At 68.7% G+C, this 14,574-nt stretch carries 12 protein-coding genes and 1 tRNA gene; 6 read left to right on the top strand and 7 right to left on the bottom strand.

Annotation, left to right across the window (positions count from 1 at the left end; all coding sequences use genetic code 11):
* Nucleotides 1-179 precede the first annotated feature (179 nt).
* The 4 genes from petA (at nucleotide 180) to LO787_RS19150 (ending at nucleotide 3,634) form a co-directional block, all read left to right on the top strand.
* On the top strand, nucleotides 180-713 hold the full coding sequence (petA, locus tag LO787_RS19165) for a ubiquinol-cytochrome c reductase iron-sulfur subunit (protein ID WP_232492578.1): 534 nt from the start codon (nucleotides 180-182) through the stop codon (nucleotides 711-713).
* A gap of 23 nt (nucleotides 714-736) precedes the next feature.
* Nucleotides 737-2,035: a cytochrome b gene (locus LO787_RS19160; RefSeq protein WP_232492577.1), complete on the top strand. Its 1,299-nt coding sequence runs from the start codon at nucleotides 737-739 to the stop codon at nucleotides 2,033-2,035.
* A 26-nt stretch (nucleotides 2,036-2,061) separates the two neighbouring features.
* Nucleotides 2,062-2,901: a cytochrome c1 gene (locus tag LO787_RS19155; RefSeq protein ID WP_232492576.1), complete on the top strand. Its 840-nt coding sequence runs from the start codon at nucleotides 2,062-2,064 to the stop codon at nucleotides 2,899-2,901.
* Nucleotides 2,902-3,097: 196 nt separating this feature from the next.
* A complete protein-coding gene (locus tag LO787_RS19150) occupies nucleotides 3,098-3,634 on the top strand; it encodes an adenine phosphoribosyltransferase (RefSeq protein WP_232492575.1) in 537 nt (178 codons plus the stop codon).
* 141 nt (nucleotides 3,635-3,775) lie between these two features.
* Here LO787_RS19150 and LO787_RS19145 read toward each other — a convergent pair whose 3' ends face one another.
* On the bottom strand, nucleotides 3,776-5,131 hold the full coding sequence (locus LO787_RS19145) for a malonyl-CoA decarboxylase domain-containing protein (RefSeq protein ID WP_232492574.1): 1,356 nt from the start codon (nucleotides 5,129-5,131) through the stop codon (nucleotides 3,776-3,778).
* A gap of 283 nt (nucleotides 5,132-5,414) precedes the next feature.
* On the opposite strand from LO787_RS19145, the gene LO787_RS19140 reads away from it, so the two are divergent.
* Nucleotides 5,415-5,488, top strand: a tRNA-Gly gene (locus tag LO787_RS19140).
* A gap of 18 nt (nucleotides 5,489-5,506) precedes the next feature.
* Here the strand turns inward: LO787_RS19140 and LO787_RS19135 are convergent.
* From LO787_RS19135 to LO787_RS19120, 4 genes are all read right to left on the bottom strand, one after another.
* Entirely contained in the window at nucleotides 5,507-6,298 is a 792-nt protein-coding gene (locus LO787_RS19135; RefSeq protein ID WP_232492573.1) for an SDR family oxidoreductase, read from the bottom strand.
* Complete coding sequence (locus LO787_RS19130) at nucleotides 6,295-7,860, bottom strand: GMC oxidoreductase (RefSeq protein WP_232492572.1); 1,566 nt, start codon at nucleotides 7,858-7,860, stop codon at nucleotides 6,295-6,297. The genes LO787_RS19135 and LO787_RS19130 overlap by 4 nt, the downstream gene beginning before the upstream one ends.
* Complete coding sequence (locus tag LO787_RS19125) at nucleotides 7,857-9,893, bottom strand: acyltransferase family protein (RefSeq protein ID WP_232492571.1); 2,037 nt, start codon at nucleotides 9,891-9,893, stop codon at nucleotides 7,857-7,859. The genes LO787_RS19130 and LO787_RS19125 overlap by 4 nt, the downstream gene beginning before the upstream one ends.
* 160 nt (nucleotides 9,894-10,053) lie before the next feature.
* Nucleotides 10,054-11,190, bottom strand: a complete 1,137-nt coding sequence (locus LO787_RS19120) for a cell wall hydrolase (protein ID WP_232492570.1) — start codon at nucleotides 11,188-11,190, stop codon at nucleotides 10,054-10,056.
* A 247-nt stretch (nucleotides 11,191-11,437) separates the two neighbouring features.
* Between LO787_RS19120 and LO787_RS19115 the strand changes: the two genes are divergently transcribed.
* Entirely contained in the window at nucleotides 11,438-12,757 is a 1,320-nt protein-coding gene (locus tag LO787_RS19115; protein ID WP_232492569.1) for a glycosyltransferase, read from the top strand.
* A 56-nt stretch (nucleotides 12,758-12,813) separates the two neighbouring features.
* Here the strand turns inward: LO787_RS19115 and LO787_RS19110 are convergent, their stop codons facing one another.
* Both LO787_RS19110 and LO787_RS19105 read right to left on the bottom strand, forming a co-directional pair.
* Nucleotides 12,814-13,779: a hypothetical protein gene (locus tag LO787_RS19110; protein ID WP_232492568.1), complete on the bottom strand. Its 966-nt coding sequence runs from the start codon at nucleotides 13,777-13,779 to the stop codon at nucleotides 12,814-12,816.
* Nucleotides 13,780-13,807: 28 nt separating this feature from the next.
* Nucleotides 13,808-14,566, bottom strand: a complete 759-nt coding sequence (locus LO787_RS19105) for a CpsD/CapB family tyrosine-protein kinase (RefSeq protein ID WP_232492567.1) — start codon at nucleotides 14,564-14,566, stop codon at nucleotides 13,808-13,810.
* Nucleotides 14,567-14,574: the final 8 nt, after the last annotated feature.

Raw genomic sequence — 14,574 nt, 5'->3', positions numbered from 1 at the left:
CGGTTGGCACGGCCGTCGTTCACGTATAACAGGGCCCCAAAGTCGGGAGAGAAGCGGGCCTGCCGTGGGCGGGGCCGGGTCTCGAAACCGACAAGGGGGATACCAGGATACTGTGGTCTGATTGACCTCCTGTCGGTCCCCCGGCAGTGTGGGTTGTCGAAAGCAAGGCAAGGGCAAACATGGCAGAAACAGAGGGCGTAAGGCGGCGCGATTTCATCAACATTGCCGCAGTCAGCGCCGCGGGTGTCGCTGGCGTCGGGATCGTCATCCCGCTCGTGAGCCAGATGTCGGCTTCGGCGGACGTTCTGGCGGCTTCCTCGACTGAAATCGACATCTCCGCGATCCAGCCCGGCCAGGCCATCAAGGCGATCTTCCGCAAGCAGCCCGTCTTCGTGCGCAACCTGACGCCGAAGGAAATCGCGGAAGCGAACGCGGTCGATCCCTCGTCGCTGCGCGATCCCCAGACGCTGGAGGAGCGCACGAAGGAGGGCAAGGAGAACTGGCTCATCACCATGGGCGTCTGCACCCACCTCGGCTGCGTGCCGCTGGGCGCGGGCGAGGGCGAGGTGAAGGGCGAATTCGGCGGCTACTTCTGCCCCTGCCACGGCTCGTCCTACGACACCGCAGCGCGTATCCGTAAGGGCCCCGCGCCCAAGAACCTCGAGGTTCCGGAGTACGCGTTCAGCTCCGACACCGTCGTCAAGATCGGCTGAGCCCAAGAGAGAGGATCAAGAACATGAGCTTTCCCTGGGCAAAGCACTATACCCCCGCGCATCCCTTCATGAAGTGGATGGACGACCGGCTGCCTATCCCGCGCCTCGTCTACAACGCGGTCGGCGGCGGCTACGAAGTCCCGCGCAACCTGAACTATTTCTGGAACTTCGGTTTCCTCGCGGGGCTGTGCCTCGTGCTGCAGATCGTCACCGGCATCGTCATGGCCATGCACTACGCGGCCAACACCGCCGTGGCCTTCGACACGATCGAGATGACCGTGCGCGACGTGAACTGGGGCTGGCTGATGCGCTATGCGCACGCCAACGGCGCCTCGGCCTTCTTCGTCGTCATCTACATCCACATCTTCCGCGGTTTCTACTTCGGCTCCTACAAGGCCCCGCGCGAGATGGTGTGGCTGCTGGGCGTCGTGATCTTCCTGCTCATGATGGCCACCGCCTTCATGGGCTACGTGCTGCCCTGGGGCCAGATGAGCTTCTGGGGCGCCAAGGTCATCACCGGCCTGTTCGGCGCGATCCCCTTCGTGGGCGAGCCGCTGCAGCAGTGGCTGCTCGGCGGCTTCGCGCCCGATAACGCCGCGCTGAACCGCTTCTTCTCGCTGCACTACCTGCTGCCCTTCGTGATCCTGGGCGTGGTGATCCTGCACATCTGGGCGCTGCACATCCCCGGCTCGTCGAACCCGACCGGCGTGGAAGTGAAGTCCAGCTCGGACACGGTGCCGTTCTACCCGTACTACGTCGCCAAGGACGGCTGGGCGATCGGCGTCTTCGCGATCCTGTTCTCGATCGCGGTGTTCTATTTCCCGAACGCGCTCGGCCACCCGGACAACTACATTCCGGCGAACCCGATGAGCACGCCCGCGCACATCGTTCCCGAATGGTACTTCTGGCCGTTCTACGCGATCCTTCGCGCCTTCACGCAGGACTTCTTCTTCATCCCGGCCAAGCTGATGGGCGTGCTCGCCATGTTCGGCGCGATCCTGGTGTGGTTCTTCCTGCCCTGGCTCGACAAGTCGCCGGTGCGCTCGGGCACCTATCGCCCGCTGTACAAGAAGTTCTTCTGGGTGCTCGTGGCTGACATGCTCGTGCTGTTCTACTGCGGCGGTGCGCCGGCGGAAGAGCCCTACGTGATGTTCAGCCAGCTGGCGGCGCTCTACTACTTCGCGCACTTCCTCATCATCGTGCCGATCGTCTCCTCGATCGAGAAGCCGCTGCCGCTGCCCTATTCCATCACGGAATCGGTGCTCGGCAAGGATGACGAAGCCCAGCTCGACGTGTCCGCCGCCCCGGCTTCGGCCGTCTGATCCAGCCAGAACGAAAGACGAAAGACATGGCACGCATTCTCTCGATCCTCGTCGGGCTGTTCTTCACGGTCGCGCTCGCGTGGTCCTTCGGTGTAGGCTTCTACACCTGGGCCACCGAACCCGCGGCCAAGACGGCGGAGCACGAGTTCCACCTGCACCCCAAGGAACTGCACCTCGCCAGCGACGGCATCTTCGGCAAGTTCGACAAGCAGCAGCTCCAGCGCGGCTTCCAGATCTACAAGGAAGTCTGCTCGGCCTGCCACTCGCTGAGCCACGTCGCTTTCCGCGATCTGGAGCAGCTGGGTTATTCCGAAGGTCAGGTGAAGGCCATCGCAGCGGGCTTCCAGGTGCCCGGCACCGACCCGACCACGGGTGAGGCGAACATGCGCCCGGGTCAGGCGACGGACTACTTCCCCAAGCCCTTCGCCAACGACATCGCCGCGCGCGCCGCGAACAACAACGCGATCCCGCCCGACCTGTCGCTCATCACCAAGGCGCGTCACGAAGGCCCGGCCTACGTCTACTCGCTGATCACCGGCTATCAGGCGCAGCCTGCGGAACTGCTCAAGGAGTTCCCGGACGCCAAGACCCCGGACGGCCTGCACTTCAACCCGTACTTCGCGAACCTCAACCTCGCGATGGCCCCGCCGCTCACCAGCGACGGTCAGGTCGAGTACGGCCCGGGCAACCCCAAGCCGACCGTCGACCAGATGGGCAAGGACGTCGCTGCGTTCCTCGTCTGGACCGCCGAGCCGAAGCTGGAAAAGCGCAACCAGACCGGCCTCGCCGTGGTGCTCTTCCTGATCTTCGCGACCGTGCTGGGCTACATGTCCTACCGCAACATCTGGGCGGGCAAGAAGCACTGATCCCACCCGCCTCGTCATTGCGAGGGGCGTAAGCCCCGTGGCAATCAACGGCCGCTTAAGCCGCTCTGGATTGCTTCGCTCCGCTTGCAATGACGAAGAGGGTTCGGTGATCGCCCACTAGCTGCTAAGGGCTCCGGCGCCCCGCCACCCTCGGTGATGGCGGGGCGCTTCGTTTTTGAAAGACCGGAGAATACCCGTGACCGTCGAAGACCTGCGCCAGCTGGTGCGCACGATCCCCGACTTCCCCAAGCCCGGAATCCTGTTCCGCGACGTGACCACGCTGATCGGCGACGGTCCCGGCTTCGCGGCGGCAGTGGGCCACATGGTCGAGCGTGCCGAGGCTGCGGGCGCCGAGGTCATCGCGGGCGTCGAGGCGCGCGGCTTCATCTTCGGCGCGGCCATGGCGGCGCGCATGGGGCTTCCCTTCGTACCCGTGCGCAAGCCCGGCAAGCTGCCGGTGCCGGTGCTCGCCATCGACTATGCGCTGGAATACGGCACCGACACGCTGGAGGTCGATCCCGGCGCGGTCCCCGACGGCGCGTGGGTGGTGCTGGTGGACGACCTCATCGCCACCGGCGGCACCGCGCTGGCGGCGGTGGAACTGCTGCGGCGGGCCGGGGGCGAGGTGGTGCACTCGCTCTTCGCCATCGACCTGCCGGAGTTGGGGGGGGCCCAGCGCCTGCGCGATGCGGGCGTGCCTGCGGATGCGCTGCTGGCTTACGAGGGGCATTGACCCTTCGACAGGCTCAGGGTGAGCGGAGTTAGAGTAACAACCTCCAAACCCGCTCAGGCTGAGCCTGTCGAAGCCCCATCGGCTGGGCGCGCCTAAAGATGGCCACCGGTCCCGGATCAAGTCCGGGACGACGTGTGCGGACTACGCCGCCACGGCATCCTTGGCCTTCTTCCCACCCGCCTTCTTCGCCCCGCCCTCGGGCTCGTCCACCAGCGCCTGCACGGCCTTGGATGTCGCCACGGTGCCCAGTTCGGTCAGCGCGAAGAAGTTCGCCTCAATGTCGGCGAGGTCGTAGAGGTAGTTCACCATGACGCCGTGCGCCTGCTTCTGCCCGTTGGCGGACAGGTCGGCATTGGCGTGGACCGCCTCCAGCCGCGCGCCGTTGCCGAGGTGGAAGCGCGCCACGGGGTCGAGCGGCTGGTTGCCCTTGCCCTTGGCCTCCACCAGATAGCGGGCTGCCAGCCGCCGCAGTTCCTGCGCGCCGGGCACCGGGGCATCGCTCGCCTGCTCCTTCGCCAGCCACTTCGCAAAGCCCGGCACCGGAGAGAGCGTGGCGAAAGTCTTGAGGTGCGGCAGTTCCTCCTTCAGCAGGCCGACGACACGCTTGATGAGGTGGTTGCCGAAGGGAATGCCCTTGAGGCCCACCTGACAGTTCGAGATCGAATAGAAGATCGCGCAATTCGCCTCGCTGGGCGCGATCGTCTCGCGATGGTCGGAAATGATCTCGTGGATCGAGCCGGGAATCTGCGGTGTCAGCGCGACTTCGACGAAGATCAGCGGATCGTCACGCATCTGCGGGTGGAAGAAGCCGTAGCACCGCCGGTCTACCGGCTCGACGCGGCGGCGAAGGTCATCCCAGCCCTGGATCTGGTGGACCGCCTCGTAGCGGATGATCCGCTCCAGCAGTTGCGCCGAGCTGTCCCAGCCGATCCGCCGCAGTTCGAGGAACCCGGCGTTGAACCATGCGGTGAAGGCGTTCTCCAGATCGCGGTCGAGCGCCAGCAGGCCCGGCGTGGTGCCTGCTTTGGGCACCGCCAGCAGATCCTCGCGCAGCCCGATCAGGCGCGGTGTCCCCTGCGGCGCGAGGTTGAGCTGGTTGATGAGGCGGCGGCTGGGCGACTTGCTGGCAAGGTTCAGCGCCAGCGCGGAAGCCTCGTCCCGCTTCTCGTTCCACTTGGCGATGGCCTTGTCGATCGCCTTGGCATCGGCGGGGTGCAGGTCATGCACCTTGCCGAGAAAGTCCTGCCGCGCCTCGATGCTGCTGGCTTCGTAAAGCTCGAAGAACGCCGAGGCGAGCGCCGGTCCCGAAGCGCGCCCGCGCAGCGAAAGCAGCGCGTCGGCAAGGTCCATCAGGCTGTCCGCATGGTCCCGCCGGGGCGCGACGCCGATGCCGCGCAGCAGCTTGCCGAGCCCCGAGTTCATCAGCAGGTCGAGCGGATTGCGCCGCTTCGCCGCGACCGGAGCGGCGGCTTCGGCAGGAGTGCGCTGGGTATTCATGAAGGCCCCTCGGTTCGGCTGCGTCGTCCGCAGGCTATCATCGCCGCACCTGCGAGAGAATACGCAGACGCCGGTACGGGCGTCCGCAGGGGCAGGGCGAATGGTCTGGAATGGCGGTTTTCCGTCATTATGTCCGGAGAAGCCGCCGGGGCGATCCACGCCCGCACGCGTTCATGCACAGCGTCGATGCAAGAGAGCCGTTGACGCAGATGCCCCGACCGTGGCAAGCGCCTCTCCACGACGCGGCCCGAGTTACCACGGGGCAGCGGCATCGGCGCGATGAGCGGGTATAGCTTAGTGGTAAAGCTCCAGCCTTCCAAGCTGGCTATGCGGGTTCGATTCCCGCTACCCGCTCCAGCCGGCCTTCCCAAATCATCACGCCGCGCTGAGCATCCGGGGCGCGGGCGTCCGGCGCATCAGCAGGCGGTTGAACAGGCGGCGCTTCAGGGACTGAGGCGCGAGCACCTCGTTGTTGCGCTCCCACAGCGTGCCGTTCATCGAGGGGTGCTGCGACAGCGCGAGTTCGGCGCCCCAGCGGGCAGCGTCCTCGGGCTCGATGCCGTCGGGCAGGCCCATGGTGGTGCGCAGCGCGCCCGGAATCCAGTCGCTGACGACGATGCCGGGAAAGCGACCTTCGAGGTCGGCCACCATGGCGCGGGTGAAGATGCGGCCCGCGCCCTTGGACACCGAATAGGCGCTGCTCGCGCAGATCGGCGCGAGGTCGGCGAAGCTGGTGACGTTGACGATGCGGCCGGTGCCCCGGCTCACCATGTCGTCGAGAGCGAGGCGGCTGCACGCGACCATGCCGCCGAGGTTGGTGGCGATGCTCTGCATGAAGCTTTCCGCCGTCTCGTCGAGGAAATCGCGACGGGGATAGACGGCGGCATTGTTGATGAGGATCGCCACCGGGCCGAGCGCGCGTATCTGCGCGAAGGCATTGCGCACGCTGTCGTAGTCCGAGACGTCGCAGGTCAGGGCGTGGAATGCGCCGGGGCCGGTGCTCAGCGCGGAGGTTTCGGCAAGGTCCGCCGCGCTGCGGCCGAGACCGGCGACGGTGCATCCGCGCGCGACCAGTTCCACCGCCAGCGCCCGGCCGAGCCCGCGTCCCGCGCCGGTGACGACCGCGATGCCGCCATCGCCGCCCCCGTTTTCGTTGCCGCCGCTCATGCCGCGGCCATGATGGCATCGCCCACCCGCAGCGCGTTGGCGGCGATGGTCAGGCTGGGGTTGACGCCCATCGAAGTGGGCATGAACGAGGCGTCGGCGACCCACAGGTTGGTCATGCCGTGGACGCGGCACCGGGCATCGACGACGCTTTTCTCGGGGTCTGTCCCCATGCGCAGGCTCCCGCAGGGATGGCCGAAGTTGAGCACCGGCTCATAAGTGAGGAACAGCGTCCGCTGGCCGAGCGACGAGCGGATCAGCTTGCGGAACCGCTTGCGCCGCTGGTGCAGTTCGGGGCTGAAGCGATAGTCGACGAGGATGCCGCCGGGACGTTCCGGGTCGGGCATCACGCGGTTCTCGGCATAGGGCATGTCTTCCAGCAGGCCGACGAAGACCTTGGCCTGCCCGAGCATCTGTGCCGCGACCTTTGCCGGGATGCGCGCCAGTTCCTTCGCCCCCGGCACGCGGCGCAGCGGCGTCCGGTCGATCTTGCCGCGCAGGTAGCTGAGGATCTCGCCTTCGCCCGCATCGAGGCCCATCGCCTGCACCATGCCGAAGCGGTGCCCGTCGGCGTGGTAGAGATCGCGAAAGCCGATGGACTTGGCGGCCTCGTCGTAGCCCTCGCCGCGCCGGGGCCAGAGGGCGAACATCTCGTTGAGATGGAACATCAGGTTGCGGCCGACCTGCCCGCGCGCATTGCCGCAGCCCTCCGACCAGCCGGACGAGCGCGAGCCGAGAAGGATGCGCGGGGACGAGAGCGCCCCGGCGGCCAGTACGACATGGTCGCCGGTGAAGGTCACGTCCTCGCCGTCGCGGCTGGCGACGACTTGCGTGATGCGACCGTTGCCGCCGATGAGTTCCTTTACCTCGCAGCGGTCGGCGACGGCGGCGCGGCCGGTCGCCACGGCGGGTTCCACGCCCGCCGAGCGGCCGTCCATCTTGCACGGGCGCGGGCACTTGCGGCCAAGGCATGAGCCGCATCCCTCGACGCCGAGCATGGCGCTGTGGAGCTGGTAGGGATGGAGGCCGGAGCGGCGCATTCCCGCCATCAACCTTGCGTCGCCCTCGCACATCCGGGCCGGGGCAGCGAGGCTTGGCGTCGGGTGGCTGGCGAGCGGGTCGGGCTCGCCCCGGATCGAGAACAGCGCCTGCGCCTGGTCGAAGTAGGGCAGCATCTCGGCGAAGCGGACCGGCCATCCGGCGGTAGGGTGCGGTCGTTCCTCGCTGTGGTCGAGGTCGTGGACCTCGGGCCGCTCCAGCGTCGCCGCGTAGAATACCGAGGATCCGCCGACGCCCGCGCCGATGGCGGCGTGGAAGCGGCGCTCCTGCCCCTCGATCCGCGCGCGGACGGGCTCCGGCCACGATCCGCGCGCCAGTCGGGCGACCGGGTCGGAGACCTCGTCGCCGGGCATGTGGTTCTCCTCGGTGCGGTAGCCCGCGCGGCCCTTCTCGACGAACAGGATCGAGAGGCCCCGCTCGGCGAGGCGACGACCGATGACGCCGCCGCCGATGCCGGTGCCGATGACGATGACGTCCCAGTGTCTTGCGGCGAGTGCGCCGATCATGTGCGCCCCGGTTTGCTGCCCGAGAGGAACGGGATGAACAGGTCGCGCAGGCTGACCGCGCCCGCATAAGTCATGTGGTTGTTGTCGAAGTAGAGCGAGGTGCCGTTCTGCATGCCGCTGCACTTGTCGGCGCAGAGGCGGGGCCACGGGTCGATCAGCCGGACCTGCCGGTCGGCGACGAGCTGGTCGATGGGGGCCTCCGCCAGCCGGGTGCGTTCGCGCAGGGCGGGCATCTGCACGCTGGCGAGCGTGCGCGCCTGATCGGCGGTGAGCCGTCCGTAGGCCATGTCGCGGGCGACCCTGATGCTGTCGTACTGCGGCAGCTCGGGCACCTGCCGCATCAGGTAGACCTCGTAGCCGTCGCCGTTGAGTTCGGCCACGGTGAGCTTGAGCGCGGCGCCGAACAGGTCGGCCTGCGCGACGTTGCGGGGCAGGCCGGAGCCGTCCTCGGGCGCGAGGCGGATGACGTTGTGCGCGTCGCGGCCCACGCCCTTGCCGTCGGCGTAATAGGCCCAGCGGCCGACGAGCAGCAGGCGGTGGATGTCGGGGAACTGGCGGATCGCCGCGCGGATGCGGCGGTTGTCGTCCATGCAGGCGCGGTCCTGATCGGGCGTCGCGGCGCTTTCCTGCTTGGCGAGGCCGAACAGCGGCGGGCAACCGGCGTGCCAGATTATCAGGCCCGGACGCCCCGCCTCGCGCGCGGCCATGGCGAGGCCGTCCATCTGCGCGCGCAGGTGGCTGTCGCCCCAGATCAGGAACTCGGGCTTGCCCTCCGGCCCGATGGCGCAGGTCTCCACCCCGGCGAGCGGACCGCTGCCGGCGCGCGTGCAGCGGCTCATGTCCTGCAGGAAGCCGCCCGATGCGGTGATGTAGACCTGCGTCTCGCGCGAGAAGCGGTCGGGCATGCCGTTGGTCACGTAGCTCAGCGCGCCCATCGAGAGCACGGCGCAGGCGGCGAAGGCGGCCCCGCCGACGAGCCGGGGCGGCGTGACCCAGCGGGCACGGCGGAACGGCTGCTCGACGAAGCGCCAGCTCAGCGTCGCGACCACGAAGACCAGCGCCAGCCACGCGGCGGTCTCTGCCGGCGATGCATACTCCCCGCGCCAGTAGCGTGACAGGATCAGCAGCGGCCAGTGCCAGAGGTAGAGCGAGTAGGAGATCAGCCCGACGAAGACCATCGTCGGGTGTGACAGGAAGGTGCCGGGATTGCCGCGCGCGCGGGCGGCTCCGGCGATCACGGCGGCGCTCCCGGCGACCGGCAGCAGGGCCTGGTATCCGGGGAAGCCGGTGTTCTCGATCAGCATGAACGAGGCGGCGAGCAGGGCGATGCCGGTCCATGCCAGCAGGGCCTGCAGCTGCGGCCCCGGCGCGGACTTCTGCAGCCAGATCGCCAGCAGCACGCCCGACAGCATCTCCCACGCGCGGAACGGGAAGAGGTAGAAGGTCAGCACCGGATAGCCCGCCGTGAAGGCGATGCAGCCGATCAGCGATGCGGTCCACACCGCCACCAGTACGCCCAGCACCAGCTGCGGGCGCGCGCGGACGAGCAGCAGCGCGTTCAGCAGCAGCGGCAGGAAGATGTAGAACTGCTCCTCCACCGACAGCGACCAGGTGTGCAGCAGCACCCGGTTCTCCGCGCCGAAATCGAAGTAGCCCGCCTCGCGGTAGAACAGGATGTTGGACATCCACAGGCTCGACGCGATGAGTTCCTTGCCGAGATTGCGGAACTCGTAGGGCAGCAGCACGAACCAGCCGATCAGCATGCTCGCCATGCCCATCGCGAAGAACGCGGGGGCAAGGCGGCGGATGCGGCGCAGGTAGAAGCTGCCGAGGTCGATGCGGCCCCGCTCGGTCATCTCCGACCACAGCATGCCGCCGATCAGGAAGCCCGAGATCACGAAGAAGACATCGACGCCGACGAACCCGGCCTTCAGCCCCGGCACCGCGAAGTGGTAGAGCACCACCGCGAGCACCGCGATGGCGCGCAGGCCGTCTATCTCCGTGCGATAGGATCCATGCTGTGCTGACGACAAGTGCGGTTCCCTCCACCGGGAAATGATCCGGGCATCCCGTCCGCGAAAACGCCCCCGTTCCCGTCCCGAAGTCTAGGCGGCGGTGCCGCGCGGGGACATTCCTGAAACCGCGTGGCAATTTTCGGGAGGGGCTATTGGGCGGCCGGACCGGGCCCGAGGCTCAGATGCAGCGGCCCGAGGCGTCCGGCGCGAAGCGGGCGCAGTCCCAGCGCATGCTGGCGGCGGCAGTGGTGCTGTGGCGTTCGAAGACGAAGGCGATCGCATCGACCGCGCTGCCGGGCATCGGCAGGGCGCGCGGCGTGCGCGCGGCGTCGGTCCAGCCGATGAAGCGGCACTGGCTCACCCCGGCGCAGCGCTGTTCGGCCAGCGCGCGGAAGCTTGCGGGCGAGCCCCCGGCGGGGAGCGTGACGAGGAATACGTTCGACGGCGGCGGCGCGGCGACGCTCGGCGCGCCGAGCGGCGGTGCCAGCGGACCGGTCGGCATGATCGTCGCGATATGCGGCGCCGGTACGGCGGACGAGGCGGCGAGTTCCACGTCGGGAACCGAGAAGTCCTCTCCCCGATGCGCATCGGACAGGCGGGCGAGCTGGGCGATTTCCGGCTCGACGCCGCTGTAGCGCATCTCGAAGATCTGCTGCCCGCGCCAGCGATAGAACAGGTGCGTGCGCACGACGGCGATCTTGTCCATCGTGCGGTCCCACGCCGGGCTCACCCAGTCGGTATGGTAATGCGTGGCGAGGCCGACGATCGGCTCCACCTGACCGAGCAGCATCTCGGTCGCCACGCGGCGCGCCTGCTGCCATGCTACGGCGGAAGGCGTGCGGCGCAGCAGCGAGCCGTCGCAGGTGAAGGTGAACTGGCAGCCGGTGCGACGCTCCGACCCCTGGAAGACGACGCCGCACACGGTCGAGGGGAAGGCCCGGTGGCGCACGCGGTTCAGCACCACCTGCGCGACGGCGCGCTGGTCGGAGATGCCGACTCCGGCCTCGTAATAGTCAGCGGCGGCGAGGCAGTCCGTGGCGCGGGCGATGTCCTCCGGCCCGGTGCGCAGGTAGAAAGGCTGCGCGGGGACGAGCACGCCGCGCGCCATCGGCACCTGCGCGTTGAAGGCGCGGGCCAGCAGCGACTGGGCATCGGCGGGCGGCAGCGGCATGGCGTCCGGCCCGTCGAACGCGCCGCGCACGATGGGCGGCGTGGTCAATCGGGGCAGCGGGCTGGCGACGGGGTGGTCGACCGGCACCGTGGCGACGGCGAGCAGGGCCAGACATGCGCCGAGCCCCACCCGGGCCCGGCGCATGACCGTCCTCCCACGCCCAATCGTAGATGGCCCAACCGTGGACGGTTCACCGTCCCGGTTCCTCTTCCACCAACCGGAATACAAGGCGGCCAAGGCCGGCAAATCGGATCTCCCGCAACGAACCCGGTTCATCCCACGCTGCGTTGCGGCGCGGCATCCGTGCGATCATGCTCCCATGGCCCACAGGCCAAATTCCCTACGGAAAACACGCAATGCCGCGGGCGGGCGCGGTAAGCATAATGCGGCGATGACCCAGATCACCGAAACGGCCCTCGCGCCGCTCGTCCTGAAGCGCCTCGGGCGTGAAGAGGCCGTGCGCGAGCATGGCGTGCGGGGGGCGGTCGGCACCGCCACCCGGCGCAGTCGCGCGGCGGTTGCCTACCTCAGCAACGTCTACCCGAAGATCAGTCACAGCTTCATCCAGACCGAGATCGCCGCGCTTGAACGGCAGGGTATCGAGGTCCACCGCTTCACTGTGCGCCGTGCCGGGGAAGGCGCGGCCGACGCGACAGAGCGCGCCGAGGCGGCGCGGACCACCGGGCTGCTGGAGGACAGGGGCGCGCTGGCGAAGGCCGTGCTCGGCTGTCTCGCCACACGTCCCGTCGCGGCGCTGCGCGCGCTGGGCCTCGCCTGGCGCACCGGTGGCAGCGGCAACCGCATCCGCGCCTGCGCCTATTTCGCCGAGGCGGCGCTGCTCGCGCGGCGGCTGGAGGCGGAAGGTGTCTCGCACCTCCACGCCCATTTCGGGACGAACCCGGCGATGGTGGCACGCCTCGTCGCCCGCCTCGCGCCCGTGACCTACAGCTTCACCGCGCACGGGCCGGACGAGTTCGATGCCCCTCGCGGGCTCGACCTGCCGGGCAAGATCGCCGAGGCGGCCTTCGTCATCGGCGTCTCCAGCTTCGGGCGCGGGCAGCTCATGCGCTGGTCGCGCCCGGATCACTGGTCGCGCATCCACGTCGTCCACTGCGCACCGGACCCCGCGTTCTTCGCCAGCATCGAGGACGGCGTGCAGGAGCCGGTCGTCACGCCGCAGCTGCTCTGCGTGGCGCGGCTGAGCGCGCAAAAGGGCCTGCCGCTGCTGCTGGAAGCCGTCGCCCGCGTGGCGGCGCGCCGCGAAATCCGGCTCGACGTCATCGGCGGGGGCGAGGATGAGGCGATCATCGAGGCGCAGATCGAGCGGCTCGGCCTGCGCGGCATCGTCACCCTGCGCGGCTGGGCTAGCCCGGAAACGATCCGCGAGGCACTGCGTGCGTCCCGCGCCCTCGTCCTGCCGAGCTTCGCCGAGGGCCTGCCGGTGGTGCTGATGGAGGCGATGGCGCTGGGCCGCCCGGTCATCGCCACCGCCATCGCCGGGATACCCGAACTGGTGGACGGCGACGTGGGCTGGCTGGTGCCCTCGGGCTCGATCGAAGCGCTGGAAGGTGCCCTCGACGAAGCGCTGGATGCCTGGCCCGAGGAACTCGCGGCGATGGGCATGGAGGCGCGGGCGAGGGTGCTGGAGCGCCACGATCCGGAGCGCTGCGCCGGTCGCATGGTGGACCTGCTGAAGCCGCTGGCACGGTGACGTGGCCTGAACGAAAGCCCCGGACAGCGCTGCCGTCCGGGGCTGGACCTCCGATGTCAGAGACTGGCCGGGGGGATGATCCGCAGCACCGGCGGCAGGTGGCTTGGCCACAGCGCGGCGGTGCGCTGGCGCTCGGGCATGCCGTTGACCATGTGTCGAACCTCCGAACGCGAGATGCCGCTGCGCTCGCACAGGAACGGGTGGCGCGGCGGATTGGCGAAGTAGCTGTAGAACAGCGCGGCGCGGTCGCGCCCCGTGGCGGGCTTGCCACGGTGGAAGAAGCGCGCGGTGTCGGCGAAGACCACGGTGCCCTTGAGCCCGGTGCAGCTTCTGCGGTCGCGCGAGAAATCCGCGCCGAGCCGCTGGCGCAGCGAATCCTCGGAGCCGAATTCGTAGCGGTAGCCTTCGTCGTCGCTGCGGACCGTGTCGGGGAGCGAGATGCACTCGAACGGGCCGCCCTCGTCGTCGACCTCGTGGAGATAGATCGCGATCTTCAGCATGCGCCGGTCCTCGCGGTCGCGGTGCCACTGGCGCGTCGCGATCTCCAGCCCGTCGGCGACGGTGTAGTTGATGACCACGCCGTCATAGGCGACCGGCAGGCCGATGTAGCTCTCGGCGATGTCGAGCAGGCGGTCGTGCAGGCCCCAGCGGAAGATTTGCGGGTTGCGCACGATCTCGGCAGGCGGGACGATGATGAACTGCTGCCCTTCGGCGGCGAGCGTGCGCGCGTCCTCCGCGAAGTCGTCCGCCAGCGGTCCTGCCAGGTCCATCAGCGAGGCGGACCCCGGGACGCCCAGCGCGTCGAGCGTGGTGACGTAGACGCCGTGGGTGTTGACCGCATCGACGATCGCAGCGCCGAGGGGATCCATCTGCGGCAGGCTGTGCGAATGGCGGTTAAGCGCGGCGGCATGCCGCTGGCCGAGCCACAGGCGCAGACGCCGTTCGTTGAGCACGTTGAAGGCGACACGGGACGGCAGGTCGCGCAACCACTTGGCGCGACCCTTGGATATCAGGGTCAGCATCGGACTCTCCGCTGATTTGAAGGGGGGATCAGGCCTCTCTGGGGCCGCTTTTGTAATACCCGTAGTCGATCCGCCTCATCGGCTGCGAGATGGAACGGTTGAGCACCGTGCCGATGATCGGCGTCGGGCTGACGGCGTGCGCGATCTCGCGCAGGGCGCCTCTTGCGGTGCGGCCTTCCTCGGCCACGACCAGCATGCCATCGACGCTGCGGGCGATGAGCACCATGTCGTCGCTCAGGATCGCCGGCGGCGTGTCGATGATGCAGATCGCGCCGCTGTCGAGGAACTGCCGGTTGCGCAGGGCCAGCGGCAGGCCGTTCGAGGCGAGCAGCGCCTCGGCGTCGAGGCGCGGGCGGCGGACGCGGTGGACGGCAAGGTCCAGCCCCTCGATCCGCGCCTGCGTGGCGCTCCAGGGGCATTCGCCCGCAAGGTAGTCGTCGACGCCCGCGTAGTCGTCGGGAAGGCCGAGCCGCTCGCCGAGCGAGGGGCGACGCAGGTCGAGTTCGACGAGGACGGTCGGGTGGACGCGGGCCAGCACCATCGCAAGGTTGGCGGCGATATGCGTCTTGCCGTTGCCGGGCTCCGCCGATGTCACCGCGAAGACGCGGGTGCCGGTGGCGCGGGCATGATCCAGCAGCGCCGAGCGGATCATCGTGAAGGGATGCAGCTCGTTGCTGAGCGGCGCGAGGCCGATCATGTGGTTGGCCGCGAGGTAGTCCGCGTCCGGTGCGAAGGTGATCCCGGCAACCGCGGGCACTTCGATGCCGCCCTGCGGAATGAATGACATTTCAGCGT

Source organism: Novosphingobium kaempferiae, assembly GCF_021227995.1.
In the GTDB taxonomy this organism is placed as follows: Bacteria; Pseudomonadota; Alphaproteobacteria; order Sphingomonadales; family Sphingomonadaceae; genus Novosphingobium; species Novosphingobium kaempferiae.
The sequence above is the reverse complement of the archived record's forward strand: the minus strand, read 5'-3'. Positions and strand labels throughout refer to the sequence as shown.

What these genes read in the sequence shown, in the direction of transcription:
- LO787_RS19105 (WP_232492567.1), bottom strand. Translation starts at nt 14,566, where the DNA reads ATGTCATTCATTCCGCAGGGCGGCATCGAAGTGCCCGCGGTTGCCGGG.
- petA (WP_232492578.1), top strand. Translation starts at nt 180, where the DNA reads ATGGCAGAAACAGAGGGCGTAAGGCGGCGCGATTTCATCAACATTGCC.
- LO787_RS19120 (WP_232492570.1), bottom strand. Translation starts at nt 11,190, where the DNA reads ATGCGCCGGGCCCGGGTGGGGCTCGGCGCATGTCTGGCCCTGCTCGCC.
- LO787_RS19130 (WP_232492572.1), bottom strand. Translation starts at nt 7,860, where the DNA reads ATGATCGGCGCACTCGCCGCAAGACACTGGGACGTCATCGTCATCGGC.
- LO787_RS19115 (WP_232492569.1), top strand. Translation starts at nt 11,438, where the DNA reads ATGACCCAGATCACCGAAACGGCCCTCGCGCCGCTCGTCCTGAAGCGC.
- LO787_RS19110 (WP_232492568.1), bottom strand. Translation starts at nt 13,779, where the DNA reads ATGCTGACCCTGATATCCAAGGGTCGCGCCAAGTGGTTGCGCGACCTG.
- LO787_RS19155 (WP_232492576.1), top strand. Translation starts at nt 2,062, where the DNA reads ATGGCACGCATTCTCTCGATCCTCGTCGGGCTGTTCTTCACGGTCGCG.
- LO787_RS19135 (WP_232492573.1), bottom strand. Translation starts at nt 6,298, where the DNA reads ATGAGCGGCGGCAACGAAAACGGGGGCGGCGATGGCGGCATCGCGGTC.
- LO787_RS19160 (WP_232492577.1), top strand. Translation starts at nt 737, where the DNA reads ATGAGCTTTCCCTGGGCAAAGCACTATACCCCCGCGCATCCCTTCATG.
- LO787_RS19145 (WP_232492574.1), bottom strand. Translation starts at nt 5,131, where the DNA reads ATGAATACCCAGCGCACTCCTGCCGAAGCCGCCGCTCCGGTCGCGGCG.